At 58.7% G+C, this 26,914-nt stretch carries 23 protein-coding genes; 14 read left to right on the top strand and 9 right to left on the bottom strand.

Features of this window, described 5'->3' with window-relative positions; genetic code table 11:
* Positions 1-177: 177 nt before the first annotated feature.
* From AC5S26_RS16750 to AC5S26_RS16740, 3 genes are read right to left on the bottom strand one after another with little or no spacing between them, the layout of a single operon-like run.
* Positions 178-849: a LutC/YkgG family protein gene (locus tag AC5S26_RS16750; RefSeq protein WP_494186051.1), complete on the bottom strand. Its 672-nt coding sequence runs from the start codon at positions 847-849 to the stop codon at positions 178-180.
* Complete coding sequence (locus AC5S26_RS16745) at positions 839-2,296, bottom strand: LutB/LldF family L-lactate oxidation iron-sulfur protein (RefSeq protein ID WP_494186050.1); 1,458 nt, start codon at positions 2,294-2,296, stop codon at positions 839-841. The genes AC5S26_RS16750 and AC5S26_RS16745 overlap by 11 nt, the downstream gene beginning before the upstream one ends.
* Positions 2,293-3,033 carry a (Fe-S)-binding protein gene (locus tag AC5S26_RS16740; RefSeq protein WP_494186127.1) on the bottom strand — a complete coding sequence of 247 codons (741 nt, stop codon included), beginning with the start codon at positions 3,031-3,033 and terminating at the stop codon, positions 2,293-2,295. The genes AC5S26_RS16745 and AC5S26_RS16740 overlap by 4 nt, the downstream gene beginning before the upstream one ends.
* Positions 3,034-3,166: 133 nt before the next feature.
* Between AC5S26_RS16740 and AC5S26_RS16735 the strand changes: the two genes are divergently transcribed.
* From AC5S26_RS16735 to AC5S26_RS16680, 12 genes are all read left to right on the top strand, one after another.
* Entirely contained in the window at positions 3,167-4,363 is a 1,197-nt protein-coding gene (locus AC5S26_RS16735; protein ID WP_494186049.1) for an L-rhamnose/proton symporter RhaT, read from the top strand.
* 130 nt (positions 4,364-4,493) lie between these two features.
* On the top strand, positions 4,494-5,210 hold the full coding sequence (locus tag AC5S26_RS16730) for a nuclear transport factor 2 family protein (RefSeq protein WP_494186048.1): 717 nt from the start codon (positions 4,494-4,496) through the stop codon (positions 5,208-5,210).
* 214 nt (positions 5,211-5,424) lie between these two features.
* Positions 5,425-6,420, top strand: coding sequence for an acyl-CoA desaturase (locus AC5S26_RS16725; RefSeq protein ID WP_494186047.1), 996 nt, complete (start codon positions 5,425-5,427; stop codon positions 6,418-6,420).
* A gap of 244 nt (positions 6,421-6,664) precedes the next feature.
* A complete protein-coding gene (locus AC5S26_RS16720; protein WP_494186046.1) occupies positions 6,665-7,390 on the top strand; it encodes a DUF3011 domain-containing protein in 726 nt (241 codons plus the stop codon).
* A 159-nt stretch (positions 7,391-7,549) separates the two neighbouring features.
* A complete protein-coding gene (locus AC5S26_RS16715; protein ID WP_494186045.1) occupies positions 7,550-8,524 on the top strand; it encodes a sensor histidine kinase in 975 nt (324 codons plus the stop codon).
* Positions 8,521-9,297 carry a response regulator transcription factor gene (locus AC5S26_RS16710; RefSeq protein ID WP_494186044.1) on the top strand — a complete coding sequence of 259 codons (777 nt, stop codon included), beginning with the start codon at positions 8,521-8,523 and terminating at the stop codon, positions 9,295-9,297. The genes AC5S26_RS16715 and AC5S26_RS16710 overlap by 4 nt, the downstream gene beginning before the upstream one ends.
* Positions 9,298-9,386: 89 nt before the next feature.
* Positions 9,387-11,105, top strand: a complete 1,719-nt coding sequence (locus AC5S26_RS16705) for a phospholipase D-like domain-containing protein (protein WP_494186043.1) — start codon at positions 9,387-9,389, stop codon at positions 11,103-11,105.
* Positions 11,106-11,219: 114 nt separating this feature from the next.
* Positions 11,220-11,564 carry a PadR family transcriptional regulator gene (locus tag AC5S26_RS16700; protein WP_494186042.1) on the top strand — a complete coding sequence of 115 codons (345 nt, stop codon included), beginning with the start codon at positions 11,220-11,222 and terminating at the stop codon, positions 11,562-11,564.
* Complete coding sequence (locus AC5S26_RS16695; RefSeq protein WP_494186041.1) at positions 11,561-14,209, top strand: ABC transporter permease; 2,649 nt, start codon at positions 11,561-11,563, stop codon at positions 14,207-14,209. Before AC5S26_RS16700 ends, AC5S26_RS16695 begins: the two co-directional genes overlap by 4 nt.
* 66 nt (positions 14,210-14,275) lie before the next feature.
* Positions 14,276-16,645, top strand: coding sequence for an LPS export ABC transporter permease LptF (lptF, locus tag AC5S26_RS16690; protein ID WP_494186040.1), 2,370 nt, complete (start codon positions 14,276-14,278; stop codon positions 16,643-16,645).
* 137 nt (positions 16,646-16,782) lie between these two features.
* Positions 16,783-17,475 carry an FKBP-type peptidyl-prolyl cis-trans isomerase gene (locus tag AC5S26_RS16685; RefSeq protein WP_494186039.1) on the top strand — a complete coding sequence of 231 codons (693 nt, stop codon included), beginning with the start codon at positions 16,783-16,785 and terminating at the stop codon, positions 17,473-17,475.
* Between the two features lie 97 nt (positions 17,476-17,572).
* On the top strand, positions 17,573-19,378 hold the full coding sequence (locus tag AC5S26_RS16680; RefSeq protein WP_494186126.1) for an ABC transporter ATP-binding protein: 1,806 nt from the start codon (positions 17,573-17,575) through the stop codon (positions 19,376-19,378).
* A 6-nt stretch (positions 19,379-19,384) separates the two neighbouring features.
* Here the strand turns inward: AC5S26_RS16680 and AC5S26_RS16675 are convergent, their stop codons facing one another.
* Positions 19,385-22,036, bottom strand: a complete 2,652-nt coding sequence (locus AC5S26_RS16675; RefSeq protein ID WP_494186038.1) for an ABC transporter permease — start codon at positions 22,034-22,036, stop codon at positions 19,385-19,387.
* A gap of 47 nt (positions 22,037-22,083) precedes the next feature.
* Entirely contained in the window at positions 22,084-22,437 is a 354-nt protein-coding gene (locus tag AC5S26_RS16670) for a PadR family transcriptional regulator (protein ID WP_494186037.1), read from the bottom strand.
* Positions 22,438-22,639: 202 nt separating this feature from the next.
* Between AC5S26_RS16670 and AC5S26_RS16665 the strand changes: the two genes are divergently transcribed.
* A complete protein-coding gene (locus tag AC5S26_RS16665; RefSeq protein ID WP_494186036.1) occupies positions 22,640-23,197 on the top strand; it encodes a sugar O-acetyltransferase in 558 nt (185 codons plus the stop codon).
* Positions 23,198-23,246: 49 nt separating this feature from the next.
* Here AC5S26_RS16665 and AC5S26_RS16660 read toward each other — a convergent pair whose 3' ends face one another.
* The 4 genes from AC5S26_RS16660 to moaD form a co-directional block, all read right to left on the bottom strand.
* Positions 23,247-24,122 carry an inositol monophosphatase family protein gene (locus AC5S26_RS16660; RefSeq protein ID WP_494186035.1) on the bottom strand — a complete coding sequence of 292 codons (876 nt, stop codon included), beginning with the start codon at positions 24,120-24,122 and terminating at the stop codon, positions 23,247-23,249.
* A gap of 169 nt (positions 24,123-24,291) precedes the next feature.
* The gene (locus tag AC5S26_RS16655; protein WP_494186034.1) at positions 24,292-25,272 is read right to left on the bottom strand and encodes a VWA domain-containing protein; all 981 of its coding nucleotides are present in this window, start codon (positions 25,270-25,272) and stop codon (positions 24,292-24,294) included.
* Positions 25,269-25,856, bottom strand: a complete 588-nt coding sequence (locus AC5S26_RS16650) for a molybdenum cofactor biosynthesis protein MoaE (RefSeq protein WP_494186033.1) — start codon at positions 25,854-25,856, stop codon at positions 25,269-25,271. The genes AC5S26_RS16655 and AC5S26_RS16650 overlap by 4 nt, the downstream gene beginning before the upstream one ends.
* Positions 25,853-26,104, bottom strand: a complete 252-nt coding sequence (moaD, locus tag AC5S26_RS16645) for a molybdopterin converting factor subunit 1 (RefSeq protein WP_494186032.1) — start codon at positions 26,102-26,104, stop codon at positions 25,853-25,855. The genes AC5S26_RS16650 and moaD overlap by 4 nt, the downstream gene beginning before the upstream one ends.
* Positions 26,105-26,267: 163 nt before the next feature.
* On the opposite strand from moaD, the gene AC5S26_RS16640 reads away from it, so the two are divergent.
* Positions 26,268-26,891, top strand: a complete 624-nt coding sequence (locus AC5S26_RS16640; protein ID WP_494186031.1) for a hypothetical protein — start codon at positions 26,268-26,270, stop codon at positions 26,889-26,891.
* Positions 26,892-26,914 lie beyond the last annotated feature (23 nt).

The following is a 26,914-nucleotide window of genomic DNA, read 5'->3' as shown; positions in this document are numbered from 1 at the left end:
TCTCTCGGTTTCACGTTTGTCGGACAAATATATACATCAGGCCCGAACTGCACCAGCGTTTTTCCCTTGCAGGAGTCAAGAGAATGTAAAAACTTGCTCCAGTGGGTGGAAACGCGTGTTAATAGGATGCCATCTTCTCATAAGACGTTGAGGTCTGGCGCGACACCCGGGGTTACGTTAACCCACCAGGATGATGTCCAGAAATCTCGGCCCATGGACGCCCTTGATGCGGGTCATTTCGATGTCGGCCGTAGCGGATGGCCCGGCGAAAAACGTCGTCGGCAGCGTAGAGGACGACCCAAGGCGGGCGATTGCCTCCGGCACCGTCTGCACCACATCCTCAACTCGAACAAGGCAAAGGTGATAGTCAGGGATGAGAGATATGGCGCGCCTGCCTTGCCCCGGCACATTCTGCAACACCACGGAACCGGTCAATGCAATGGCACAGGTCGACGCGGTCAGAATGCCTTCAAAACCGTCCAACTCCGCCGACGAGGCTCCGTCGTCCACGACAAAATCGAATCCCGGCGGCAGCCAGGACGCATCCAGCCCCTGCGGAATCACGATCTTTCGCAGTCCACGTTCCGTGAGCATCGTGGCGACCGTGGCGGCGACCTCTGCTTCGGCTGCGCGAGCAACCGTGGCATCGTAATCGCGGAGGCGATCCTCAAGCAGATCGAGGATCTGCTCGCGCGACAAGCTCGGCGCACGGAGGTAGTTACGGGGGATCTGGCTCCATTGCTGAGAGGCGCGAGCGCCATCGGCAGCTCCTTTATTGGCTGCACGAATTCGCCGCAAAACCTCGGTTCGCGCCGCCGAAGAATCGATGCTGCCGACCTCAGTTGCCATGGCTTCCTCTCTTCTCCCACCAGTCGCGGAAGGTCTCCTTCGGCATCTCTCTGAGATCCCTTACCTGGGTCCAGCCACCCAGCAGCCCGGGAAGCCAGCCGATCCATCCTTCGCCGCTTCCATCTTTACGCACCAGAGGAGTCTCGGCGATCCGGCCCAGGCGCTGCGCAGCGCGGAAGCGGCGTTCCGATTGGAAGATCGCTCCGGCCATCTTCATGGCCAGCGCCTCCGGGTTCAGAGCGCCTTTCTGCTTCACGACCTTGTTGCGCAGGTGAATCAACACCTCGGGGATGTTGATCTTTACCGGACAAACTTCATAGCACGCTCCGCACAGCGACGAGGCATACGGCAGCGTCTGCGCATGATGCAGCTGCTGCAGTTGCGGCGTAAGGATGGCTCCGATAGGCCCTGCATAAACCGAGCCGTAGGCATGGCCTCCGGTCTGCCGGTAGACGGGGCAGGCGTTTTGACAGGCTCCGCAGCGGATGCAGTTCAACGTCTGCCTGCCCTCTCCATCGGCCAGAACTTCAGTACGAGCATTGTCCATCAGCACGACGTGGAAGTTCTTCGGCCCATCCCCCGCATGCACTCCGGTCCAGATGGAGTTATACGGGTTCATCCGTTCGCCGGTGGCCGAGCGTGGCAGAAGCTGCAGCATGACCTCCAGATCCTCGTAGCGCGGAAGCACCTTGTCGATTCCGGCGACGGTAATCAGGGTCTCGGGCAGGGTAAGGCACATCCGGCCATTCCCTTCGCTCTCCACGATGCAGACGCCACCGGTCTCGGCGATCAGGAAGTTGGCTCCGCTGACCGCCGTGTCCACCCGCAGAAATTTTTCGCGAAGAAACTTTCGCGCCGCATCGGCGAGATCCTGCGGCTTCTCGCCCAGATCGGGAAGATTCATCTCGCGTTGAAAGATCTCGCGGATCTGCTGGCGATTCTTATGTAGTGCGGGCACCACGATGTGCGAGGGCCGATCGTGGCCCAGCTGGATGATCAGCTCCGCGAGATCGGTCTCGTAGACCCGAACTCCCTCGGCCTCGAGCGCGAGGTTCAGGTGAATCTCCTCGGTGGTCATCGACTTGATCTTGATGACCTCTGGCGAGGTGGAAGATGCGTGCGCCTTGACCAGCGCCGTTACGATGCGCTTGGCCTCTTCGCCGTCCCTGGCCCAGTGAACCTGACCACCGGCGCGGATGCAGTTGCGCTCGAACTCTTCAAGGTAGTAGTCGAGGTTCGCCATGGTGTGCTCGCGAATCTGGCGTCCGCTCTCGCGAAGCTCCTGCCAGTCGGGCATCTCGCCTACGACACGAGCGCGCTTGCTCTGAATCACCTCGGTCGCATGGCGGACGTTCTTTCGAAGCTGGGTGTCTCCGAGGGTCGCACGGGCCGCTATCGGAAACGTGGGCGAGGTCCGGGGATCGAGTACGTTGCTCGATGAACTCACAGTCCTGCCTCCTCCCCCCCGGCCAGAACCTCAGCCAGATGCACGGTCCTGACGCCGGTGCGCTGCCGGTGCAGCGCTCCCTGGATATGCATCAGGCAGCTGTTATCGCAGGCGGTGCAGGCCTCGGCTCCGGTGTTCAGCACAGCGGTGGTCTTCTCGGCCAGCATCGCACTGGACACGTCCGCGTTCTTCACCGCGAAGGTTCCTCCGAAGCCGCAGCACTGCTCCGGGCTTTCGATCTCGACCAGGTCGATTCCCTTCACCGATCGCAGCAGATTCAACGGCCCATCTCCCAGCTCGAGATTGCGCAGACCATGGCAGCTGGCGTGGTAGGTCACGCGGTGGGGGTAGTACGCACCCACGTCTTTCAGTCCCAGCCGCTTGGTGAGAAACTCTGAAAACTCGTACACGCGCGGCAGTAGCTCTTCTACCTCCGCGATCAGCTTGCGGTCGCCGATCTCTTCAGCCATTTTGGGGTAATGGTCCCGCATCATGGCCACACAGCTGGAGGAAGGGACGACCACCGCCTCGGCGTGGCGAAACTGAGCAACGAACCTTCCCACCAGTGGAAGCGCTTCCGCCTGATAGCCTGTGTTCCAGTGCATCTGTCCGCAACAGGTCTGCCCTGCGGGAAAATGGACCGTATGGCCCAGTCGCTCAAGCACCTTGACGACGGCCTTGCCTGTCTCGGGAAACAAGGTGTCGTTGTAGCAGGTAATAAACAGAGAGACTTGCAGGACCGACCTCCAATGGCTGTGCAGCAACTTGCTTGTTCAATAGAGAGTTTATTTCCAGATTCAATCCATTGTCAGCTACGATAGTACGCGCTCCCCTGGAGCCTTTCTTATCATTCCTCAAATTGGAGACTTCGTGGGACCAAATCCTTTGATCGGCGTGATCTACCATTGGATAGGTGGGTTCGCCTCCGCCACCAACTTCATCCCCTTTCGCGGCATCAAGCGCTGGTCGTGGGAGATCTACTGGCTGATCCAGGGATTTGCAGCATGGATCGTCGCTCCGCTTCTGCTCGCGTGGATCTTCGTCCCCAATCTCTCCAGCGTGCTCCACACCGCTTATCGGCTGGATCCCTCCAGCATCCACTACGCGATCCTCTGGGGAATTCTCTGGGGCATGGGCGGCCTCACCTTCGGCCTCGCCATCCGCTATCTCGGCCTCGCCCTGGGCTACGCTATCGCACTCGGTCTCTGCACTGTCTTCGGCACTCTCATCCCTCCCATCTACAGCGGCGAGATGTCCAGCATCCTGCATGAGCACTCCGGCCAGATCATCCTGGTGGGCGTAGCCGTCTGCCTCATCGCGGTCGCGGTCAACGGAGCCGCTGGCCTTTCCAAAGAGCGCGAGATCACGGAAGAAGAGATGGCCGAGGCAGGTGAGCGGGACTACAACTTCGGCAAGGGCCTCGCCGTCGCGATCTTCGCCGGCATCATGAGCTCGTTCTTCGCATTCGGGCTCAAAGCAGGCGCACCGATCGCTGCGGTCGCGAAGGAACAGCTTCTGGCCCATAACCGCCTCGATCTCTGGCAGAACCTTCCTGTGCTGATCGTCGTCCTGTGGGGAGGCTTCCTGACCAACTTTGTCTGGTCCGTGATCCTGATCCTGAAGAACAGCTCCATTAAGCAGTTCTTTGGCGAACCGGGCCTGAATCCCATGCGCGCCAGCCATGCCTCGGGCGACACGATGGTCGACTTCGATCCGCTCGACCCTTCGACTTACGACCGCCTTTCCCGGCGCACGCTTACGTCCAACTACTTCTTCGCCGCCATGGCCGGAGTGATCTGGTACTTCCAGTTCTTCTTCTACTCGATGGGCCAGACCAAGATGGGCAAGTATGACTTCTCCTCGTGGACGCTGCACATGGCGTCGATCATCATCTTCGCCACGCTCTGGGGCCTCGCCCTTAAAGAATGGCGCGGAACCAGCATGCGCACCAAGGTGCTGGTCACGCTCGGGCTTCTGCTGCTCATCGGCTCGACCGTCATCGTGGGCTATGGAAATTACCTCAAGGTAGGCGAGGTGGCGGGAACGACCGCGATGCTAAGCCGGTAAATTCGGCATGAGGACGGGTCAGCAAGTCGTCACACTTTATCCCGGTTCTTCAAGGGCCGGGAACCTTATCGCTTTCGCGTTGGCTACACTCTCGGATAAACCCAGCTAAGCCCAGCCCGGAGTTTCGTCGATGCGTTTTTTCCTGCTGCTGCTTCTTGCTACCGCAACCGCCTCTACCGCCCAATCCGACTCAGGCTCTATCACGCAGGAGGAACTGGTCCATCGTACCCAGCTGCTCTCCGACTCGGTCGCCATCGGCGATCAGGGTCCCTGGAAGCTCTACTATGCGGACGACGCCCTTTACTTCGATGAGAAAGGGCGCGCGATGAACAAAACGGCGTTGGTCGCTGACGTTGCTCCGCTGCCTCATGGCTACTCCGGCAAGATCAGCGTCGTCAAACCACAGAGCCGCCTGCTGGGCAACACGGCGATCCTCGCCTACGATCTCGATGAGACGGAGATTATCTTCGGCCAACAGCTTCATGCGCGCTACCACGGCGCCGATACCTGGATGTACCGCAACGGCAGATGGCAGATCGTCGTCACGCAGATGATGCGCTACTACGAAGATCCCGCGCTCGGCAGCATCAACCCCACGCTTCTCAACGACTACATCGGCACCTATCAGCTTGCTCCCGGCGTGACCCTGACGATTCTTCGAGACGTCGACAAGCTCTATTCCCAACGCGGCCAGCGGCCTCGCGAACCTCTTCTTCCGGAGGTGGCTGACCTGTTCTTCCGACCCGGCTCCGAAGGCAGGCGGGTTTTTCACCGCGATGCCTCCGGCAGGGTCGATGCCATGATCGATCGCCGGAACAATGAAGATGTCGTCTGGAAGAAGCTATAGAAAGACTGTGAACTTCGCCGGCGCAATACCATATATTCCTATACAGGTATATGTCGAGCGACGATCCTTTTCGTCCTTATTTTTCTGCGATTTTCCGGCTGCACAGAGGCTCGTTAACCCACTGTTTTTTGGCTTTCCTACCCATTACAAAAGTCTTACATCCACAACTCCCACATCCTGTTAGCTTCGAAATAGAAGGAAGCGAACAGACACTATGAGCCCATCATTGATCCCTACTGAAGAAATCACACAGGCGACCATCGCCGAAGCTCCGCATGCGAACGTTGCGCCCGCCGCTCAGACTGCCCGCAAGGTTCGTGAGGACCTCCGCATGGGGCGTGAGCATCAGGAAGGCCGCATCAACTGGATCACGGCCGTGGCAATGACGCTTTTCCACATCGGCGCCATTGCGGCGCTCTTCTTTTTCTCGTGGACCAATCTCGCTGTCGCCGCCGTGATGTACTTCTTCGCGATCAACGTGGGCATCGGCATGGCCTATCATCGCCTGCTGACGCACAGGGGCTATAAGACTCCCAAGTGGGTTGAGTATTTCCTGACCGGCTGCGGCACGATGGCTCTTGAAGGCGGACCTATCTTCTGGGTGGCGACGCATCGCGTCCATCATCAGAACTCGGACCAGGAAGGCGATCCCCACACTCCGCACGATGGCACCTGGTGGGCTCACGTCGGCTGGATTGTCTCCGGCCGCGCCCTGCACTCGGAGACCGCGCTGCTCGGCCGCTATGCTCCAGATCTCACGCGCGACCCGGTTCACGTCTGGCTCTCGAAGTATCACTGGCTACCGCTGACCATCGCCGGCTTCCTGCAGCTCGCTCTCGGCGCCGCACTCGCCGCTCCCGGCCATCGCATCGTTGGCGCTATCGGAATGATGCTCTGGGGCACCTTCCTTCGCGTGACCCTTGGCCTGCATGCTACCTGGCTGGTCAACTCGGCGACTCACCTGTGGGGCAAGCGCCGTTTCGAGACTCGCGACGACTCCCGCAACAACTGGTGGGTTGCGATCCTCACCGGCGGCGAGGGATGGCATAACAACCATCACGCTCATCCGGTCAGCGCGCGTCATGGCCTTGCCTGGTATGAGTTCGACATCAACTACTACGGCATCTGGCTGCTGGAAAAGATTGGCCTGGCTAAAAAGGTTCAGGTCGCGAAGTTCGATCCCGCGGACCCAAAACCGGCTGGCATGTAACGCTTTTTACATCCTCTTCAAATAGAAAGGCGCAGACTTGATCTGCGCCTTTTCTGTTGAACCCGAGACTGCTTGCCGTCAAACAAAACCTGTATTCTCTGATACATACTTGTCTCAAAATCCTGCATCCCATTCGACAGATAACTCCAGCTGGAGTATTGTCCTCCAGCGAACGGTCTCCGGACCAAATGTTCCGCGGTTTGTTGTACTTACTTCCGAATTGAGGGCGTTCATGATTTTAAAAATGCGATTCGTGCCACTCGTCTTCCTTCTCCTGCTCGGTTGTGCAGCCTTCATGAAGCCCGCGACTGCACACGGACAAACCATCTACTGCGCCTCCGATGATGGCCATCGCAATTACTGCAGCGCCAATACGCGTGGCGGGGTTCAGATGACGAAGCAACGGAGCGGATCCGCCTGCATTCAGGGCCAGACCTGGGGCTGGGATAACCGTGGGATCTGGGTCGATCGCGGATGCCGCGCCGAATTCATCACCAACAGTGGTGGCGGTGGCAATGGCTGGGGTGGAGGAAATAACGGGGGCGGTGGCCAGACCGTTACCTGCTCCTCCGACGATGGAAAACGCCATTACTGCAATATGAACACGCAGGGCGGAGTGCGCCTGAGCCGTCAGATCAGTGGTTCTTCCTGCAACCAGGGTCAGAGCTGGGGCTATGACAACCGGGGCGTATGGGTCGATCGCGGATGCCGCGCCGAATTCGTCTCCGGAAGAGGCAACGGCGGTGGCAATGGCGGTAACTGGGGTGGAGGTGGCAGCAGGACGTTTACCTGCTCCTCAGACAATGGCAGTCGCAACTATTGCTCGATCCCGAACGGCGGCAATCCCAACAACGTTGTCCTGTCCCGCCAGATCAGCGGCTCTGCCTGCGTTCAGGGACAGACCTGGGGAACAGACCGCCGCGGCCTGTGGGTAGACCGCGGATGCCGCGCTGAGTTCCGCACGCGCTAATTCAAAAACAAAAAGGCCGGTGTGAGACAGGAATTACTCCTCTCACACCGGCCTTTTTTTATGATTCAAAGCCAATCTGTAGCTCTTGACGATAGAACCAGTAATTCAACGAGGCGAATACAGGCTGGCGACGACATATACTTCGCAGAGAGCCTGGGCATGAACATCACTCGACGCCGCGGAACCATCGCATTCTTCATCACCCTCGGTGTGCTTCTGGTTGGACTCGCCGTTACGCTCAATATCGGCTGGGTCGTCCTGAACGAGCGGACCGTCGCGCTCGCCGTCTTCGGGATTATCCTCTTTGCGCTGCTCATCGCCGGAGTTGTTCTCAACACGGTTTTTCTTGTGCGTGAAGTTCGCCGCAACGAGCGTCAGGACTCTTTCCTCAACGCGGTCACCCACGAACTCAAAACTCCCATCGCCAGCATCCGGCTCTACCTTGAAACGCTTCAGCGCCGCCCCGTAGACGAGGCGCAAAGACAGCAGTTTTATGCCAACATGCTGGCAGACTCCGACCGCCTGCTTGCCACCGTCGAACAGGTTCTCAAGGCAGGACAGCTTGGCCAGCGCCAGCGCCAGCAAAGCCGCACGCTCATCGATCTCGAGCCGCTCGTCACCGATTGCATCGCGATTACCCTCCAGAGACATCACCTTTCCCGTGACTCCATCGTGCTCGAGCCTGTTGCTGGCGCTGTCCATCTGCGCGTGATGGGGATCGCCGAAGACCTCCGAATTGCGATCCTCAATCTGCTCGACAACGCCGTCAAATACTCACCGGAAGGAGTCCATGTGCACTGCTCCCTCTCGATCACGCAGTACACCTGGGCGACACTCAGCATCACCGATACCGGGCTTGGTCTTCCGCCCAATCAGCACAAACGCATCTTCCGGCGCTTTTACCGCGTCCCTGGCCGCTCCATGGTACGCATCAAGGGCACCGGCCTCGGCCTCTTCCTGGTCCGCAATATCGCACGCCAGCACGGAGGAAACGCTGTCGCCACAAGCCCCGGCCCCAACCAGGGCACCACGATCACGCTGACGCTTCCTCTGGCCAATCCGGCATCGGCCACGGAGCCATCCACTGCATCGATCAAAAAGGGACAGCAGGAAGGAGTTGAGGAGAGAGCATGAGCGATTCCCATCCGAGCGACAATGCTCCCCTCATCGCCGTCATTGAAGACGAAGAGCATCTTGCGCAGGGGCTTATCTTCAACCTGCAGGCCGAAGGCTACCGTACCCACCACGAAGCCGACGGCGACGCCGCGCTCGAATACCTTCTTCGTCCTGACGAAGCCATCGCCGCCGTCATACTCGATTGCATGCTTCCCGGAACCGATGGCTTCGAGATCGTTCGAACCCTTCGCAAGGCGCAACGCTTCACTCCCGTTCTTATGCTCACAGCCCGCTCGCGGCCTGAGGAGGTTCTCGAAGGCATCGATGCCGGCGCGGACGACTATCTCCCCAAGCCCTTCGACCTCAGCATTCTTTTAATTCGGATTAAATCCCTTCTGCGCCGTACCGCATGGCATCGCAGCCAGACGTCAGGTTTCGTTGAAACCGGATCACCCAGCCGCACTTCTGAGCCAGCCGGACCTGCGTCCGAATACGCCTTCAATCACCGCACGATTCGCTTCGATGAGCTCGAACTCGTCGCTCCAAACCGCACAACACAACTTACCGTCATGGAAGCGGATCTGCTTCGCTACCTGACCGATCGCGAAGGACAGATTGTCTCCCGCAAGGAGATTCTGGAACAGGTGTGGAGGGTCCACGAAGACACCGACACCCGGGCAATCGATAACTTCATCGTGCGCCTGCGCCGTTATATCGAAGATGATCCCGCTCACCCGCAACACCTGTTGACAGTTCGCGGCGTCGGTTACCGTTTCCTGGCTAATCCATAGTTAAAAACGTCTTCTTCGAAGACGATGAACCGTCCTTTAATCTGGCCGTATTCAAATCGCTCTTGCAGATTGATTTAAGGGGCCCCCCAATGAGCGACTTTGTAAACTCCGGCACCTCCCGTAGTCTCACCGCCAAGCTTTGGCGCGGCGAACGCATGTGCCTTATTGGCATGGACGTCGCTGAGCCCGAGGACGACTTCGTCGGATTCTCCATTGAAGTCAAAAGCCCCGGCAAGAGAACCTACTCGCCTCTGCGCAACCGCATCGCCTTCTCCTACGACAAACCGGCTACCGCTGCCGTGAATGGCTTTCGCAACTATCCTTCGCTTGAAGCGCCCTTTCAAAAATTCCGCTGGACGCACTTTCCCTATGATCCGAAGGACGGCATCTATCGATATCGAATCACCAAGCAGCACATGCCCTCCGATAACAAACTTGTGGCCGGTGATACGAAAACAGTCGACATTTCACTCTCGAAGGAGATTTACAGCGATTTTCTCGACATCGGATTTACCCGCAGCTTTGCATCGTCGCAGGCTTATGTCGATAAATTTAACAATGATCCGAACGTGATCCCCTCCAGCGGGGCTTCAGGGCTCGCCTTCGACAAGACGAAATCCCCTGCGGGAGTCTACGAATGGCTCGGCTTCGAAGCCTACGACCTGCTCTTCTCAGTGCTCGACGAAGTCGCCAACGACAAGACCCTATCGCTCGACGTCTTTGCCTACGATCTCGATGAACCCGATATTGTCGGCAAATTCGCCGGCCTCGGCTCGCGTCTTCGCATCATCATCGACGACTCCGCCGACCATGCGAAGGCAACCAATGATGCGTCGATTGCGGCGAAGAAACTTGTCGCTTCCGCTGGTGCCGCGAACGTTCACCGCATGCACTTCATCGGCCTGCAGCATAACAAGGTGCTGATCGTGAAGAAGAACAAGAAGCCGGTGAAAGTGCTCTTCGGCTCGACGAACTTCAGCTTTCGCGGCATCTATATTCAGGCCAACAACGCGCTGCTCTTCACCAGCAGCAATGTTGCCGGTCTCTTCTCTCAGTACTTCGATCTTGCATTTGAGAACTCGCCCGGATTCACCTCCAACGCATTGTTCACGGCCTGGCACTCCGTCAAGATGACAGGAAGGCCTGATCTCCAGTTCTGTTTCGCGCCGCATGCGTCTGCGGATCTCTCGCTGGGGCCTGTTGGAAAAGCCATCGACGACGCCACCTCCTCCGTGTTCTTTGCGATCGCATTTCTCTACCAGACGAAATCAGGAGCGCTCCGCGAAGCGATCGATCGCCTGATGAAGAGCGAGGTCTTCTGCTATGGGATCTCCGACAAGACATCTTCCCTTGAGATCACCAAGCCTGATGGGAGCGTCGCGCTGGTTCCCTTCAGCTATCTCGCGAAAAATGCGCCGCCGCCATTCTCCGCTGAATGGAGCGGGGGCTCGGGAATCAACGAACATAACAAATTTGTCGTCACCGACTTCAATCTACCCACTGCGCGGGTCTATACCGGATCTTCGAACCTCTCGCCTTCGGGGGAAACCAGGAATGGAGATAACCTCGTCGTCATCGAGGACCAGCGGATTGCGACCTCCTATGCGATTGACGCTCTGAGGATCTTCGACCATCTCCACTTTCGCGCTCGTATGAGCCAGGCTTCCGCGCTAGCCCCGCGCGCCGCGAAACAGGTGCTCACACTACAAAAGCCGATTGCCATCAGCGGCCTGAAACAAAGCTGGTTCGCCACCTCATATCTGGCGGGGGATCAGGCTCTACGGAATCGTCTTCTCTTCGCTCACTAAAGTTACAGTTCCTCTTATTGCCTCTTTAAAGAAATTCGTCACATTTCCTCGTTCTCCTATTGCCATGCCATAGAAAAGCTGCTCATACTCCTATGGTGAGGCAATAGGAGATCTATGGGTGACAAGACCGATGTCTGGCAGGGCACGCTAGCCCTGATGGTTCTCAAAACTCTGGAGAGCATGGGACCTCTTCACGGCTATGGCATTGCGCGCCGCATCGAGCAGACCAGCGGGGATCTGCTCTCGCTGAACTACGGCACGCTCTATCCCGCGCTGCTTCGCCTGGAACAGGAAGGCGCGATCGCCTCGGAGTGGGGCCAGTCGGAGAACAATCGGCGCGCGAAGTTCTATTCGCTCACCCGCTCCGGTCGACGCCTTCTGCACAAGGAAACCCTCAGCTGGGAACAGACCACAGAGATTCTCTCCCGGTTTCTCTCTCCCTCGGAGGATCCATCATGAATCCATTTCGCGCATGGCTTCACAGACTCGCCGGTGTCGTGCCTACGCAACGACAGGAGCAGGATTTTTCCGCAGAGCTCGAGAGTCATCTACAGATGAACATCGACGACAATCTGCGCTCGGGGATGTCGCCTGAGGAGGCACGGAGAGATGCGATCCGGCGCCTTGGAGGCATTGAGCCGACCAAACAGGCCCATCGCGACCGGCGCACTCTTCCGTTCTTCGAGACCATCTTTCAGGACATCCGCTTCGCCCTGCGCCAGCTTCGTCGCAGCCCCGGCTTCACCGTCACCAGCATCCTCATGCTCGCTCTCGGAGTTGGAGCCAGCGTTGCCATCTTCGCCTTCGTCGATGCAGCCCTGCTGAAGCCTCTGCCCTATGCCGACGCGAACCGGCTCGCCGACGTCGCGGAGCGCGGCGTCGCCTTCCCCCGTTCCAACATTTCGTATCAGGACTTCCTCGATTGGCGTCGGCTTAATAAATCCTTTTCCTCCCTCGATGCGTACACAGGCGGCGGATATCTTTTCACGACCTCCTCCGGTGTAGAACCTGTATCGGCAGCGCGGATTACGGATGGCTTCTTCCGCACCCTGGGCGTGCACCCGATGCTGGGCCGCGACTTTCACTCCGGAGAAGATAATCCGAACGCGGCCGCTTCGGTCATGCTTACCTATGGAACCTGGCAACGCCGCTTCGGCGGCCGTAAAGATATCGTTGGCCAAAGTATCACCCTCAATGCTGTGCCCACCGTAGTCATTGGCGTGCTTCCGGAAGACTTCCAGTTCGCACCACGTGGGGGAGCCGAATTCTGGACAACGGTTCACGAGCTCTCAAACTGCGAAAAACGTCGCAGCTGCCACAACCTGTTTGCCGTGGGGCGATTGAAGGACGGCGCGTCCTTTCAATCCGCCCAGGCAGACATGGCGACGATCGCCAAGCAGCTTGAAGCGCAGTATCCCGGCTCAAATCGCGACCAGGGAGCGCACATCGCACCACTCGCCGAACTGATCGTCGGCAGCATTCGTCCCATCCTTCTTGTATTACTCGCCGGGGCCTGCCTTCTTCTCATCATTGCCTGCGTCAACGTCTCCAGCCTGCTTCTGGTGCGCTCCGAAAGCCGCCGTCGCGAATTTGCGGTGAGAGGCGCTCTTGGAGCCTCGCCCGCTCGCCTTATCCGTCAATTTGCAACCGAGGCCGTCGTACTGGTCACAACTGGAACCCTCACCGGACTGGCGGCCGGCTATGCGGCCATGCGCCTCATGCTGAGCCTCCTCTCAAAAGACATGCTGGAAAGCATGCCTTATCTCAATCACCTCGCCATCAACTCGCACCTGCTGGTCTTTGCAACTGCGGTTGCCCTGCTCCTGGGTGCGATCTTTGCGATCACTCCCGTCCTGCGCCTTCCTACGTCTGCAATGCGCGAAGCTCTCAACGAGGGTAGCCGCAGCTCTGCAGGAACGCTCTGGCGACGATTGGGAGCCAAACTCGTCGTTCTCGAACTCACCATTGCCGTGGTGCTTCTCGTCAGCGCGGGCCTGCTCGGAAAGAGCTTCTACCGACTGCTTCACGTCGAACTCGCCTTCGAACCCAGCCACCTGTCGACTCTTTCTGTCTCTTTACCCGAGACCACCTATGGCAAAACCGAGACCAGGGTCCCTGTCGTTCGCAAGATTATCGATCGAGCCTCTGCACTTCCCGGTGTCACCTCCGTGGGCGTCACCAGCATGCTCCCCGTCAACGGCAATGGAAACACCGACTGGATTCGCGTCCTGGGGCATCCCTTCCATGGGGAACACAATGAGGTCAATGAACGCGAAATTAGCGTCGACTTTTTCAAATCCATCCAGGCTCATCTCCTGCGTGGCCGTCTCTTCACCGAGCAGGAGGACAGCACCCGGCCTCGTGTCTCCATCATCAACAAGGCTTTTGCAGATCGATACTTTCCAGGGGAAGATCCGATTGGGAAGAAGTATGGCAACGGCGACCTGTCTCCGGAGTCTCTTCGCGAGGTGATCGGAATCGTGGACAACATCCGCGAGAGTTCGCTGGACGAGGAGATCTGGCCCGCCGAGTATTTGCCATACAATCAGGACGCTAATTCTTACTTCGCCATCACAGTTCGCACCTCTGGCGATGAGAGGTCGCTGCTCCCCGCTCTGACCGCCGCCGTCCGCCAGGTCGATCCCGGAATCGGCACATCCGATCCACAGGCAATGGCCGACCGCATCGGCAACTCCCAAACGGCTTACCTTCACCGCTCCGCCGCGTGGCTGGTCGGAGGCTTCGCCGCTCTTGCCCTTCTGCTCGGCGTCGTTGGCCTCTACGGAGTCATCGCCTACTCGGTCAGCCAGCGCACTCGCGAGATCGGCGTCCGCATGGCGCTGGGTGCGCAGCGCGCCTCCGTCTACCAGCTCATCCTCGGAGAGGCCAGTTTGCTCACCGCGCTCGGAATTGCCGGAGGAATCGTCTGCGCGCTTGGGACCTCCACCATGCTGCGGGGTGTGCTCTTTCAAATTCGCGCGTGGGATCTGTCCACTCTCGTCCTCGTCGCGTTCATTCTCGGGGCTGCCGCACTTGTGGCCAGCTACATTCCCGCACACCGTGCAGCTTCCATTAATCCGGTCGAGGCCCTCCGCTCCGAGTAAGCCCTCGCATTCAACCCGTGGCTTCGTTCTCCGCTACACTCGAAGAGGGGAACGAACCCCGTCGGCATGCGCATCCTTACCCGTTACATCCTCCGCGAAGTCACCTCCCACGCCCTGCTCGGCGGAGCCCTCTTCACCTTCGTGCTGTTCATGCGCGACCTCGGGCATATTCTCGAGCTGGTCGTCCGCGACTCCGCATCGCTCACCGACGTCCTTCGCATCTTCGCCTATCTTCTGCCGAACTTTCTCATCGTCACGATCCCGATGGCGGTTCTGGTCGGCATCCTTCTTGGCCTCTCGCGCCTCGCCGCCGACTCTGAAATCACCGCCATGCGCGCTTCAGGAATGGGCGTGCTCAGCTTCGTCCGGATCGTGTCCATCGTCTCCGCGGTCGCCGTTGCGCTCGGCCTGTTCAACTCGCTCTATCTTGCGCCGAAATCCGCCGCCGCCACGTTGGCGCTCGAGAACTCTCTGAGATCCACACAGGCCTCCTTCGAGGTGCAGCCTCGCGTCTTCTACGAGGATTTTCACAACTACGTTCTCTACATCCAGGACGTACGCCCCGCCGCAGGAGCCGCTCTCTGGCGTCACGTCTTCCTCGCAGATCTCACCCAGCCGGCAAATCCCAACATCACCACCGCCGACCAGGCCGTCGTCGTCTCGAACGATCCACGAAGCATTCGTCTGCACCTGATCCAGGGTGGTCAGCATCAGACCACACCCACCGATCCCAATCAATACAACATCTCCACTTTTTCTTCGACAGATCTTCCCATTCAGACGGGCATGCAGGAAGATCCCCATCTCGGACGCTCCGACACCCCCATTCTCGCGCTGCCCCTCTCGGATTTGTGGCGGCTGGGGAACTCACCCGACAGCGTAGTTCCAAGCCACCACGCACGCATCTATCGCATTGAGTTCAACCGGCGATTCTCCTATCCCTTCGCCTGCCTCGTCCTGATGCTGATCGGCGTTCCCCTCGGCCTCTCCTCCAAACGCGGCGGAAAGTCCACGGGCTTCGTCCTCACCATCGCGCTGGTCTTCATCTATTACTTCCTTTCGCAGATTGGCATCGCCTTCGCCAAGAACGGCAAGCTCTCACCGGTCGCGGGGGTATGGGGCGCCAACGTACTCTTTGCAGCCGCCGGCATTCTGCTGCTCTACCAGATGTCCCGCGGCAGCATCGCACTCGGCCTCGCCTCCTCGATGGGCGTATGGATCAACAAGCTGCTTACCCGCTTCCCCCGTGGGCGAAAACTCGCTACCGGCAGCAGCCTGAGCCTCTCAACTGCCATGCGAAAATTTCGCAGTAAATTTCGCATTCAGTTTCCTCTGCTTCTCGACGACTATGTCATGCGCGAATACGCCACCAACTTCGCGCTCATCCTGTTTTCCTTCTCGACCCTCTTCCTCATCTTCACCTTCTTCGAGCTCATTGGCGACATCATCCGCAACCGCACCGCGCTGGTTACGGTTGGCGACTATCTCATCAACCTGATTCCCTTCATCCTCTACAACGTCACTCCTCTTTGCGCGCTGGTCGCGGTGCTCGTCACCTTCGGAGCCCTCAGCCGCTCCTCCGAACTTACGGCGATGAAGGCTACGGGCATCAGCCTCTACCGCATCATCGCTCCCGTTCTCTTCACCACCCTGCTCATCGCCGGATGCCTCTTCGCCTTCGACGAGCTCTACCTTCCGGCCGCCAATCGACGCCAGGAAGCCCTGCGCTCCATCATCAAGGACAAGCCGGCCCAGACCTTTCTCCGGCCCGATCGCAAATGGATCTCCGGCCAGGCCGGCCCCTCGGATTCGCCCACCCGCATCTTCTACTACCAATTTTTCGACGCCGCCAAAAACGTCTTCGCCAACTTGACGGTCTTTGAGTTCGATCCAAATACCTTTGCACTCAAGCGTCGGATCTTCGCCTCTTCTGCACACTGGAACGAGCGCGTCGACCAATGGGTCTTTGAGAACGGATGGCAGCGCACCTTCGAGGGAGAGACCATCTCTTCCTACCAGCCGTTCACCGTTACGGCCTTTCCGGATATCCACGAACAGCCCTCCTACTTCGTCAAGGAAGACCGCCCGGCCCAGGAGATGAGCTATAACGAGCTCTCACGCTACATCTCCGACCTCAATCAATCCGGCTTCGACACCAAGCGCCTGAGCGTGCAGCTTAATCGCAAGCTCGCCTACCCGCTCATCACTCTCGTGATGGCGATTCTCGCCATACCCTTTGCGCTCTCCATGGGCAAACGCGGATCGCTTGCCGGGGTTGCCACGGCCATCGGCCTTGCCATCGCCTACTGGGTCGTCGACGGTCTCTTTCAGGCTATGGGTAACGTCAATACGCTTCCTGCTGTCCTCGCTGCCTGGACCCCGGATGTGCTCTTCGGGATCGCCGGAACGTATCTTCTGCTCCGCACCTCGACCTAACCCTTTGGGTTGCCTTTCTAAAGAACGTTCTTCTCCCCTGCGAATGCCTCCCTCGGAAGTCGATTCTGCGGGGAGATCGGCAAACTTTGCCCGACGTGCCGCATTCCAAGACTCAACTGGCCTAAACTAGAGCGAAGATGACACTTCGATCTTCTCTCGCACTTGCGACCCTCATCACCGCCGCCGCCGCGGCTCAAACCACAACCGCTCCCCCAAAGAAACCAGCGGCGCGTCGAACTCCTTCGTCCACGACGAAAACGGCATCGCACGCCGCGGCAAAACCTGCTGCCGCGCAAGCCGCCAATCCCGCGGATAATCCTCCAAACGTGCCCCCTGTGTCCGGCGCACCGCAAAATCTCTATGCTCTCCGCTACGTCGACATCCAGGTTGGCACCGGTGAGCTCGCTAAGTCCCGCCAGTTCTACAGCGTGCGCTATACCGGATGGCTTACCGATGGCACCAAGTTCGACTCCTCCAACGACCATCCCGGCGGTGAGCCTTTCGTCTTCGCGTACGGCGCCCGCAGGGTTATCCCCGGCTGGGACACCGGCTTCGAGGGGATGCACGTAGGCGGCAAGCGCCGGCTGTATGTTCCTTATCAGCTCGCCTATGGTGAATCGGGCCGGCCACCGGTCATCCCACCCAAGGCCGACCTTATCTTCGATTTGGAGCTGGTCGCGCAGTCCGACACCCCACCCCAGGAACCCGTGCCTGCAGCACAGCCTGAAGGCAAGCCATCCGAGACCCCGGAGCCTTCCACCAGCAAGCCCGCGTCGCCTCCACCCTCCAGCTCGCCAGCCCAGGAGCCGAGGACCAGCCCCAACCCGTAAATGGAAGCAAACCATAGATCGGAGCGAGGGACAATTCTTAGAACCTCAAACCTCGCTCCGGCTATCTAATTGACGTAGCGTTAATTTTTCTCCCATGATGATGGACCGGCTTAAACCTCTCAATCCTTACCTCAAGCGCTACTGGAAGTCCCTTGCCTGGGGCGGCGTGGCCGTCATCCTCTATAACGTCATCAAGGTGCTCATCCCCGTCGTCATCGGCCACGCCATCGACGATATGAGCCACGGCATCACGCAGCAGAAGATTCTCTTCCACGCCCTTCGTCTTCTTCTCGTCGCCGCGTGTTCCGCTATCTTCCTCTACATCACCCGTCAGGTCATCATCGGGGCCTCGCGCGAGATCGAGTTCGACCTGCGCAACGACCTTTTCGCCAATCTCGAGCGTCAGTCGCCCAGCTTCTACAACACCCATCGCACCGGCGACATCATGGCCCGCACCACCAACGACCTGAACGCCGTCCGTCAGCTGCTCGGCCCTGCGATTATGTACAGCGCCAATACGGTGGTCTTCGCCTGCGCCGCGCTGCCCTTCATGTACCGCATCAGCCCCAAGCTGACCCTCTTCGCCTTCGTGCCGCTTCCGGCAGCCTCGGTGATCGTCCAATACTTCGGCAATCGAATCCATCGGCGTTTCGAGCGCATCCAGTCCATGTTCTCCGACATCTCCGCCAAGGCCCAGGAGAACTTCTCCGGTGCGCGCCTCATCCGCGCCTTCGCGCAGGAGGAAGCCGAGATTGAATCCTTCGAGCTGGCTAACCGCGAATACATCCGCCGCAGCCTCCATCTCGTCCGCCTGATGGCAATGCTGTGGCCCACACTTGAGTTCGTCCTTGGCCTCTCCCTGATGATTACCCTCCTCATCGGAGGACACGAGGTCGTCCAGCATCGCATCACGGTCGGAGAGTTCACCAGCTTCAACGTTTACATGGTGCAGCTGATCTGGCCCATCATCGCCATCGGCTGGGTCGTCAATCTCTTCCAGCGCGGAACCGCCTCCGTCGTTCGCATCGACGAGCTGCTCAAGCAGCAGCCTTCCATCGCCGACGACCCCGCACTCCTTGCCTGTCGACCCAACCCTGAAACCTCGTCTCCCGACCCCTCAAAGGTCCCATCCGCTCTTCCCGTCTGTACCATCCACGGCGACATCGAACTCCGGAATCTCTCCTTCGCCTATCCTGGCGGCCCCACGGTCCTGCATAACATCAACCTCACCATCCCCTCCGGCTCATCGCTGGCCATCGTCGGACCCACGGGCTCAGGAAAATCCACTCTCGTCTCACTCATCCCTCGCCTGCAGGATGCCGACCCCGGCATGGTCCTCATCGACGACGCGCCCATCCGCTCCCTCCCCCTCGCCGAGCTTCGCGCCAACATCGGCTTCGTCCCCCAGGAGACCTTCCTCTTCTCCGACACCATCCGCCACAACATCTCCTTCGGCACACCCAAGGCGACCGACCAGCAGGTCGAAGAGTCCGCCAACATCGCCCACATCCGCACGGAGATCCTCGAATTCCCCCGCGGCTTTGAGACCATGGTCGGCGAGCGGGGCGTTACTCTCTCCGGCGGCCAGAAGCAACGCACTGCGATCGCTCGCGCCATCCTCCGCGACCCTCGCGTTCTCATCCTCGACGACGCTCTCGCCTCAGTCGACACCTACACCGAGGAACGCATCCTCCAGGGACTCGCCAGGGTCATGCAGGGCCGCACGACGATCTTCATCTCACACCGCATCTCCACCGCACGGAATGCCGACCAGATCGCCGTCCTCGCCGCAGGCCGCATTGCAGAGTTAGGCACGCACGACGAGCTCATCGCCCGCAACGGCTACTACACCAGCCTGTTTGAAAAGCAGCGCCTCGAAGAAGAGATCTCCGTCGCCACTTAAATACTTCTACTGCTCCCTCAGCGTCTCCATCAAATCCAGCCGCGCCGCACGATACGCTGGTAAGCTACTCGCTACCAGGCTCACCAAGAGCAAGACCCCCATCACCACAGCGAAGGTAATCGGATCAGAGGGCCGGATGCCGTACAGCATCCCTGATAGCAACCGCGTCATCAAGGCCGAGATCGCCAGCCCGGCGCTCAAACCAATCAGTGCCAGCGTCAAACCTCGCCGGACAATCATGCGCAACACATCTGTCCTTTTTGCACCCAACGCCATGCGCAAACCTATCTCCAGTGTGCGTTCCGCCACCATGTATGAGAGCAAGCCGTACAATCCGATCGCAGAAAGCATCAGCGCGATCGCCGAGAAACAGCTCAGCAACAGGGTTTGGAAGCGTGGCTGCGCCACTGACTTTGAGACATAGTTCTCCAGCGTAGAAACCTGGTAGACGGGCGCCCCCTTATCCATCTCTCGCGCGGCCGCGCGCAACGCGCCCTCCAAGTTCGACGGATCGCCGCTCGTGCGTATCATAAGAAACGGGTTCGTAATCACCGCCTGCGCATAGGGCAGGAAATACTGGGGCTCCACATCAGCAGTCAATCCCTTGCGTTTTATGTCTCCCATCACCCCTACAACTTCGCGCACTGGCTTCTCAATCACACCATCGCCCAGTGCCACCTGAATATGTTTGCCGATCGGATTCTCACCAGGAAAATACCTGCGCGCAAAAGCCTGGTTGATCATGATCACCGGTGCTGCCTTTGAGTCGTCCTTCTCTCCAAACATCCGCCCGGAGAGAAGCGGAATACGCATCGTCTCAAAGAAGCCTGGCATCACAGCACTGACCGATTCGCTCGGAAGGTCGGCTTCGGCAATCGACCTTCCCACAATGCTGAACCGGATAGTGGCGTTAGTATCACTCATTGGCAGCGGCCACCCTGCCGACGCGGACTGTACACCAGGCAACGCGGAGAGCCGCGTCAACAACTGGCTATAAAACTGGACATGCCGATCGTGGTTCAAGGGGTCAAACGGAACTCTCACCCTCATCCTCGCAGTTAATACATGCTTCGGGTCGAAGCCGGGATCGACGTTCAATATACGAACGAAACTTCGAATCAGCAGGCCGGAACTCACCAGCAACACCAGTCCAATCGCCGTCTGCGCAACAACCAGTCCATTGTGCATACGATGCTGTCCACGCCCGCCTGCCACACCCCGAGTCCCCTCGCGCATCGCCTGCACAGGCTCCAATTGGGACATGCGCCACGCAGGAAGCACTCCGAACAGCAAGCCCGTAACAACAGACACGGCCACGACAAACACGAGCACGGTTCCATCGATCGTGGCACCTTCCATACGCGGGATATTGAGCGGCATCAGCCTCACCATGCCTCGCAACAGGCCAAACGCTAAACCTACACCTGCGACCCCTCCACAGAAGGACAACACCACCGACTCCACCAGCAACTGCCTGATAATCTTGGCACGGCTTGCGCCGATAGCAGCGCGCAACGCGAACTCCGCGCTCCGCCGTGAGCCGCGCGCCAGCAACAGCCCGGCAACATTGGCGCACGCAATCAACAGCACCAGCGTAACCGCGCCAAACAGCACGCGCAGGGCTGGCTTGATGTCCCCAACCATATGCTGCAGCTCAGGCTCAACCAGGGCTGACGTGTACCACTTGTTTTCCTTGGGATATTGCTTCGCGAGATTGCTGGCAATCAGGCTTAGATCCGCTCTGGCCTGTTCGATCGTCACCCCGGGCTTCAGCCGTCCAACCACGTTGAGGAAATCGTAGCCCCGTTGGCTCGTAACCGGGCTCTTGCTGTCTGCTTCGTCTGAGAGTGAGATCCATAAGGCCGGCGTCGGCCCCTCAAGCGAAAATTGAAACCCCTTCGGCATCACCCCAGCAATAACGTAGCTGTGATCGTCCAGCCTGATCGTCTTTCCGGCAATGTCCTTCGCCGAACCGAACTGAGACTGCCAGAGCGAGTAGCTCAACATCACCGTGCGATTGCCCGGCCTCTCATCCTCCCACCGAAAGTCCCTCCCCCGTACCGGAGCCACACCAAGCACCTGAAAGAGGTTCGCCGATACCATCTGCGCATCCAGACGCTGCGCCTCGCCATCCATCTCGAGCGTAACCCCACCACCATCGTAGGAAGCAATCCCGCTGAATGTATGATTTTGCGCGCGCCAGTCGAAGTAGTCCGGATAGCTCAATGACTCCGGCACTATTCCCGGCAGCGAATGGTCTTGCTGCTTCACCCACATCAACCGGTTCTGCTCGGGAAACGGCAAAGGCCGTAACAGCACTGCATTCACCAGGCTGAAGATGGCGGTTGTTGCACCGATGCCAAGGCCAAGCGTCAGAATCGTGGCAAGTGCAAAGCCGGGGTTCTTCCACAGTTGGCGAACCGCAAGCTTCGCATCCGCAACAATGCTCTCCATTGTCGCCCACATCCACGGCTCCCGGCCCTGCTCCTCGATCCGCGCAACATTGCCGAACTCCCGTCGAGCCGACGCTGCAGCTTCCTTGCGGCTCATCCCCTCAGCCATCAGGGCTTCAGTCTTCTCTTCCAGATGCTGTTCAATCTCCTCGGAGAGATCGTCAAAGATTCTGCGCCGTAAGAAAATCTGCCTGAGCCAATTCATCTGTCCCTCCTGGGGCTACATCGACATCTCAAGCGCCAACCATGGACTTATGTCTTCACCGGAGAAAGAACCAGCGTCACGCCTTCCATCATCCGCTCGAAGCTGGAGATCTCCCGCTCCAGATGCTTCACCCCCGCCGGCGTTGTCCGATAGGTGCGCACCCTGCGGTTGGAAGCCGAAAGCTCCCACTCCGCCTTCACCAGCCCCTCTTTCAACAGCCGCTGCAGCGCAGGGTAAAGCGACCCCTCCTCCACCTGCAGCAGCTCGTTCGACCGCTGCCGGATGTACTGCACCAGCGCATAGCCATGCATCGGCTGCTGACGAAGGGATTGGAGAATCATCATCTCCAGCGCCCCGCGAAACAGATCACGTTGTTCGGTCTTCTTTGCAGAAAAGGTCATAGGCTTGTCTCAAACAGGCCTAGAGTAAAATAGGGTGAGATTTTCGTCAACAAGAAAGAAAACCGGTAGTGGATGATCTTCGAAAATTACCGCTCTAGCCGGATTCCGGCTCTTCCTCTCTGGAGGCTACACTCAGAGAATCCTGGCGCAACCTTCATGCGCCGAAACGCACGATCCCCCCAGAGCCGAGAAAAAATAACGAATGTCGAATGAGGACAGTAGCAAGATCATCTACCGCAGGACGCCGGAATCGGCGGCCATGGTGGCAAACGTCAAACGAGCGATGGCGATCACCGCCACACTTAACCGTCTGACGTTCAACGATGCGGACGAAGTTCGCGCCTTGTTCAGCGAACTCATCGGTAAAAAAGTAGACGAGAGTTTTTTACTGATTCCGCCGTTCTACACAGCCGGCGGGAACGAAATCCGTGTTGGACAGAATGTCTTCGTCAATCAGAACTGCACTTTCTATGACCTTGGCGGGCTCGACATCGCGGACGATGTAATGATCGGGCCGAACGTGAGCCTCATCACGACGGGGCATCCCCTTGAACCTTCCCAGCGCCGTGCCATCACAATCGGCAAGCCCATCGTGATTGAGAGAAACGTCTGGATCGCAGCCGGAGCAACGATTATCGGCGGAGTGACAGTAGGCGAAAACTCGGTTGTGGCTGCGGGTTCGGTCGTCACCAGGGACGTTCCCCCGAATACCCTCGTCGGAGGAAATCCGGCGCGGGTCATTCGTTCGATAGGTGACTGAGAAAATCTCAGCGAGAGATCGAAACTCGACCCACTACCGGATCATCGCTCTACCGTCCCTCAGCCGTCCGCCGCGCCGCAAACTCAGCCGGAGTAGGGATCGGATCCAGCTCTCTCCCTGCAAACATCTCGCTGAAGATGTGAACCATCTCGTCCTTGATCAGCCCGTTCGTCGCCAGCACCTCGCGGCTGTCCAGCGTAAATTCCCCGCCATCGAAGTGCGACACCGTACCACCCGCCTCCGTCACCAGCAACACGCCCGACGAGGTATCCCAGGGATTCAGGTTGAACTCCCAGAACCCATCCAGCCTGCCGCAGGCGACATAAGCCAGATCCAGCGCTGCCGAGCCCGCGCGCCTCACCCCGTGCGAACGCAGCGTGATCTGGTAGTAGAAGTACGCGTTTGGATTCAGATGCCGCTTATGACTTGGAAATCCCGTAGCCGTCAACGACTCCTGCAAGGTCTTCGTCTTCGAGACATGAATCTGCTTTCCATTCAGCCATGCGCCCTTACCCTTTTCGGCCACGAACAACTCATCGCGTAGCGGATCGTAGACCACGCCCGCGATCATCGTTCCATCTTCGCCGGGCTTCAATCCCGCCGGACGATGCTCCAGTCCCAGCACCACGCCGAACGCCGGGAATCCATGCGCGAAGTTTGTCGTTCCGTCCAGCGGGTCCACATACCAGCGATACTCGCTGTCCAGAGCATCCCGCGTCCCCTCCTCGCCATAGATGCCGTGCGTAGGAAACGCCGCCTGCAGCCTCGCCCGGATCAGCTTCTCGCTTGCCTTATCGGCCTCGGTCACAAGGTCCACATCGCCCTTGTACTCCGCAGTGACGCCCTTCTCGTAAAATCCCTTCAGCAGCGCACCGGCTTCGCGCGCAATCTCTTCCGCCTTGTTTGCAAATTCAAATTGGCTCACGAAATCCCTCTGCCTCTACTCTAAATGCAGAGCATAAAACTCATCTCGCCGCCCCCCACTTGCCCGTCATTCCGAGCGAAGCCGAGAGCCTGCCCTAAGCGAAGTCGAATGGGAATCCCTGTATTTCGCTTCCTGCGCCACAGCCATCGCAGAGGAAGATAGCTACTTGTTATCGTCCGCCCGAGTAATACCCATTGCGATGCCGCAGCTGATAGCTATCCTGCAAGGCAGCATTCTTCATCCGAACCCGAACCGAACGGAACGTGCTATCGCCTCCGTGTTGCGGCGCATAGTAGCCCAGCACATACTGCGTTCGCAGATCATCCGAGACCCGCGCGAACGCAGGTTCCAGGTCCTTCTTGTCTTCCACGTAGAAGTACTTGCCACCGGTGTCATTCGACATCTGGATCAGCGCATGCTCTCCACCGGTATTCCTTCCTGCGTCCTCCCACACCGGAACGATGATGATCGAATAGATCATCGCTGCTGCCCTCTGCGCCTCTTCCAAAGCCTGGCCGTAGCGCGACTTTTTCGCAGTGTCCACGCCATCCGTGATCACCACCACCACGCGCCTGCGTCCGGCCTCGTTCTTCGTCTGCGACAGCCGCTCCGAGGCCAGATAGATCGCGTCATAAAGCGCAGTCTCGTCCCCACGCTGCAGCTGATTCAGTCCACTATCAATCTTCTTCTTCTGATTCGTGAACGGAACGATCTCCCGCACCGAGTCCGAGAAATCCATCAGGTCCAGCTCATCCTGATCGCGCAGCAGAGCATGGACAAAGTGCTTCGCCGCATCCTTCTCCAGCCGCTCATCCCGCAACACGCTCTCGCTGGCGTCGATCGCGAGCACAATCGACAAGGGGGCCGACAACTCCTTATCGAAATAAACGATCCTCTGCGTCTTCCCATCCTCCGCAATCTCGAAGTCGTCTTTGCCCAGCCCACCCACGGGAGCGCCATTCTTATCGACCACGTTGACGGCGATATTCACCAGCCTTGATTCCACCCGAATCGTCGGAACCTGCCCCTGCGACGGCGCAGGCTGCTGTTGCTGATCCGCGTCCGGCTCCACCGGCTGCATCGGTGGCCGCCTCACAATGGGAGCCTGCAGAAGAAGAACCGCTCCTAATACAACTCCATCGATTCTCATTCCTTGCGCTCCATCGCCCCCGCCGTTCCTCTTTCCGGAGACGGCTCTTCGTCGGCCAACCGCCCAGTGGCCCCAGTTGCAGGAGCAACGCCAATGCCTTTAGGAGATGGCTCGCCGTCGGCCAATTGCCCAACCGCCTCGGATGCAGGAGCAACGCTTATGCCTTCAGGGAAAGGCTCCCCATCGGCCCAAATTGCCCCATCCACAAACTGCTCCTTCTTCCAGATCGGCACCGTCCGTTTGAGTGTGTCAATCAGCCAGCGGCAGGCATCGAATGCAGCCCCTCGATGCGCTGAGGACACCGCGACCAGCACGCTGGTCTCTCCCACCACCAGCCGTCCCAGCCGATGCACCAACGCCACATCGCGCACGCCGAACTTCGCCACAGCCTCGCCGGCAAGTCCATGCATCTGCGCCAGAGCCATCTCGCGATAGGCTTCATAATCCAGATGCAGCGTCTTCCTCCCGCGCGTATTGTCCCGAACGATTCCATCGAAGACGCACACCGCTCCATCGGCCCCTGCCTTCAGCCCGGCCACAATCTCCGCTGCGGGGATCACCCCATCCACAATCTCAACCCTCACCGCAGCCCTCCACTCACTGGAGGCAACAGCGCAACCTCGTCTCCGTCGTGCAGTACATCCTCTGCCTTCGCATATTGCTGATTCACTGCCACCGCGATGGAACTCCAAAACTCCGCGGACGACTTGAGCTGTAGCTCATGACGTTTCACCAGCCCGGCAACCGACACGCCCTCCGGCAACTCCATCTCCGAAGAGCGGTAGCCGACCATATCCTTCAAGACCCCAAAATAAAGAACTTTCACTTGCATATATCTCAAAAAGAATACGCGAGCCCGGCGGTTGGACGGCTCAAACTCTGAAAACATCACAACCCCAACCAAAGATCTCCTGGTTTTTACAAAAGGCGCACAATCAAGTAGCATCCTGCCCCAGCCATCCCTATATATTTGACGTAAGAGAAAACGGGCACCCATGGACTTGCGTAACCGCCAAACCTTTGAGATTTTCAAAATTGCATCCCTGCTCCTCCTGCTCTTTCCCGCTCTGAGCTTTGGACAACAGGTCGTCCAGCGAGGCCCGTTCAACAAGCCAACGCAGGTCTTTGACCAGACCCAGCAATGGACCACCCCCCTTCTTGTCTCCTCCGACCACGACGTCGAAATCTACATCCCCGATGTGACCGCGCCCGCCTGGCTCAGCAGCAATTATTCCGACTTTCAGAACCATGGGACGTACACGCTTTCGACGTTCACTCTGTACAAGACCGTCAAGGCCTGTCGCGCGAACCAGGTCAGCTGGGGCATGGGCGATGAGGCGCATCTGAACGCCTGCAATGATATCGGCTACAGGGTTCGCCAGATCACCGTCGACCCCAACCAGAAGTCGGTTCAGCTTATTACTGCAGCCATGGTCGATGCGGATGGGCAGATTGTTCCGGAGTCGGTTCAGGAATCCTCCGTCTTCAGGACGTGGGATCAGCTCGATGAGACAACCCAAAAAGCCATCCTCAAGACAGACGAACTCGTCACCCGGCAGATGCGAATCTACGATGCCAAGGTACGCAACGAGCGTCCATCACGTAGCCGCGCAAAGTAGGAAACGGACCAAAAGGCTCCGGC

Source organism: Edaphobacter sp. FHG110511_03, from assembly GCF_059115365.1.
This window is presented reverse-complemented; position numbering and strand designations above follow the sequence as displayed.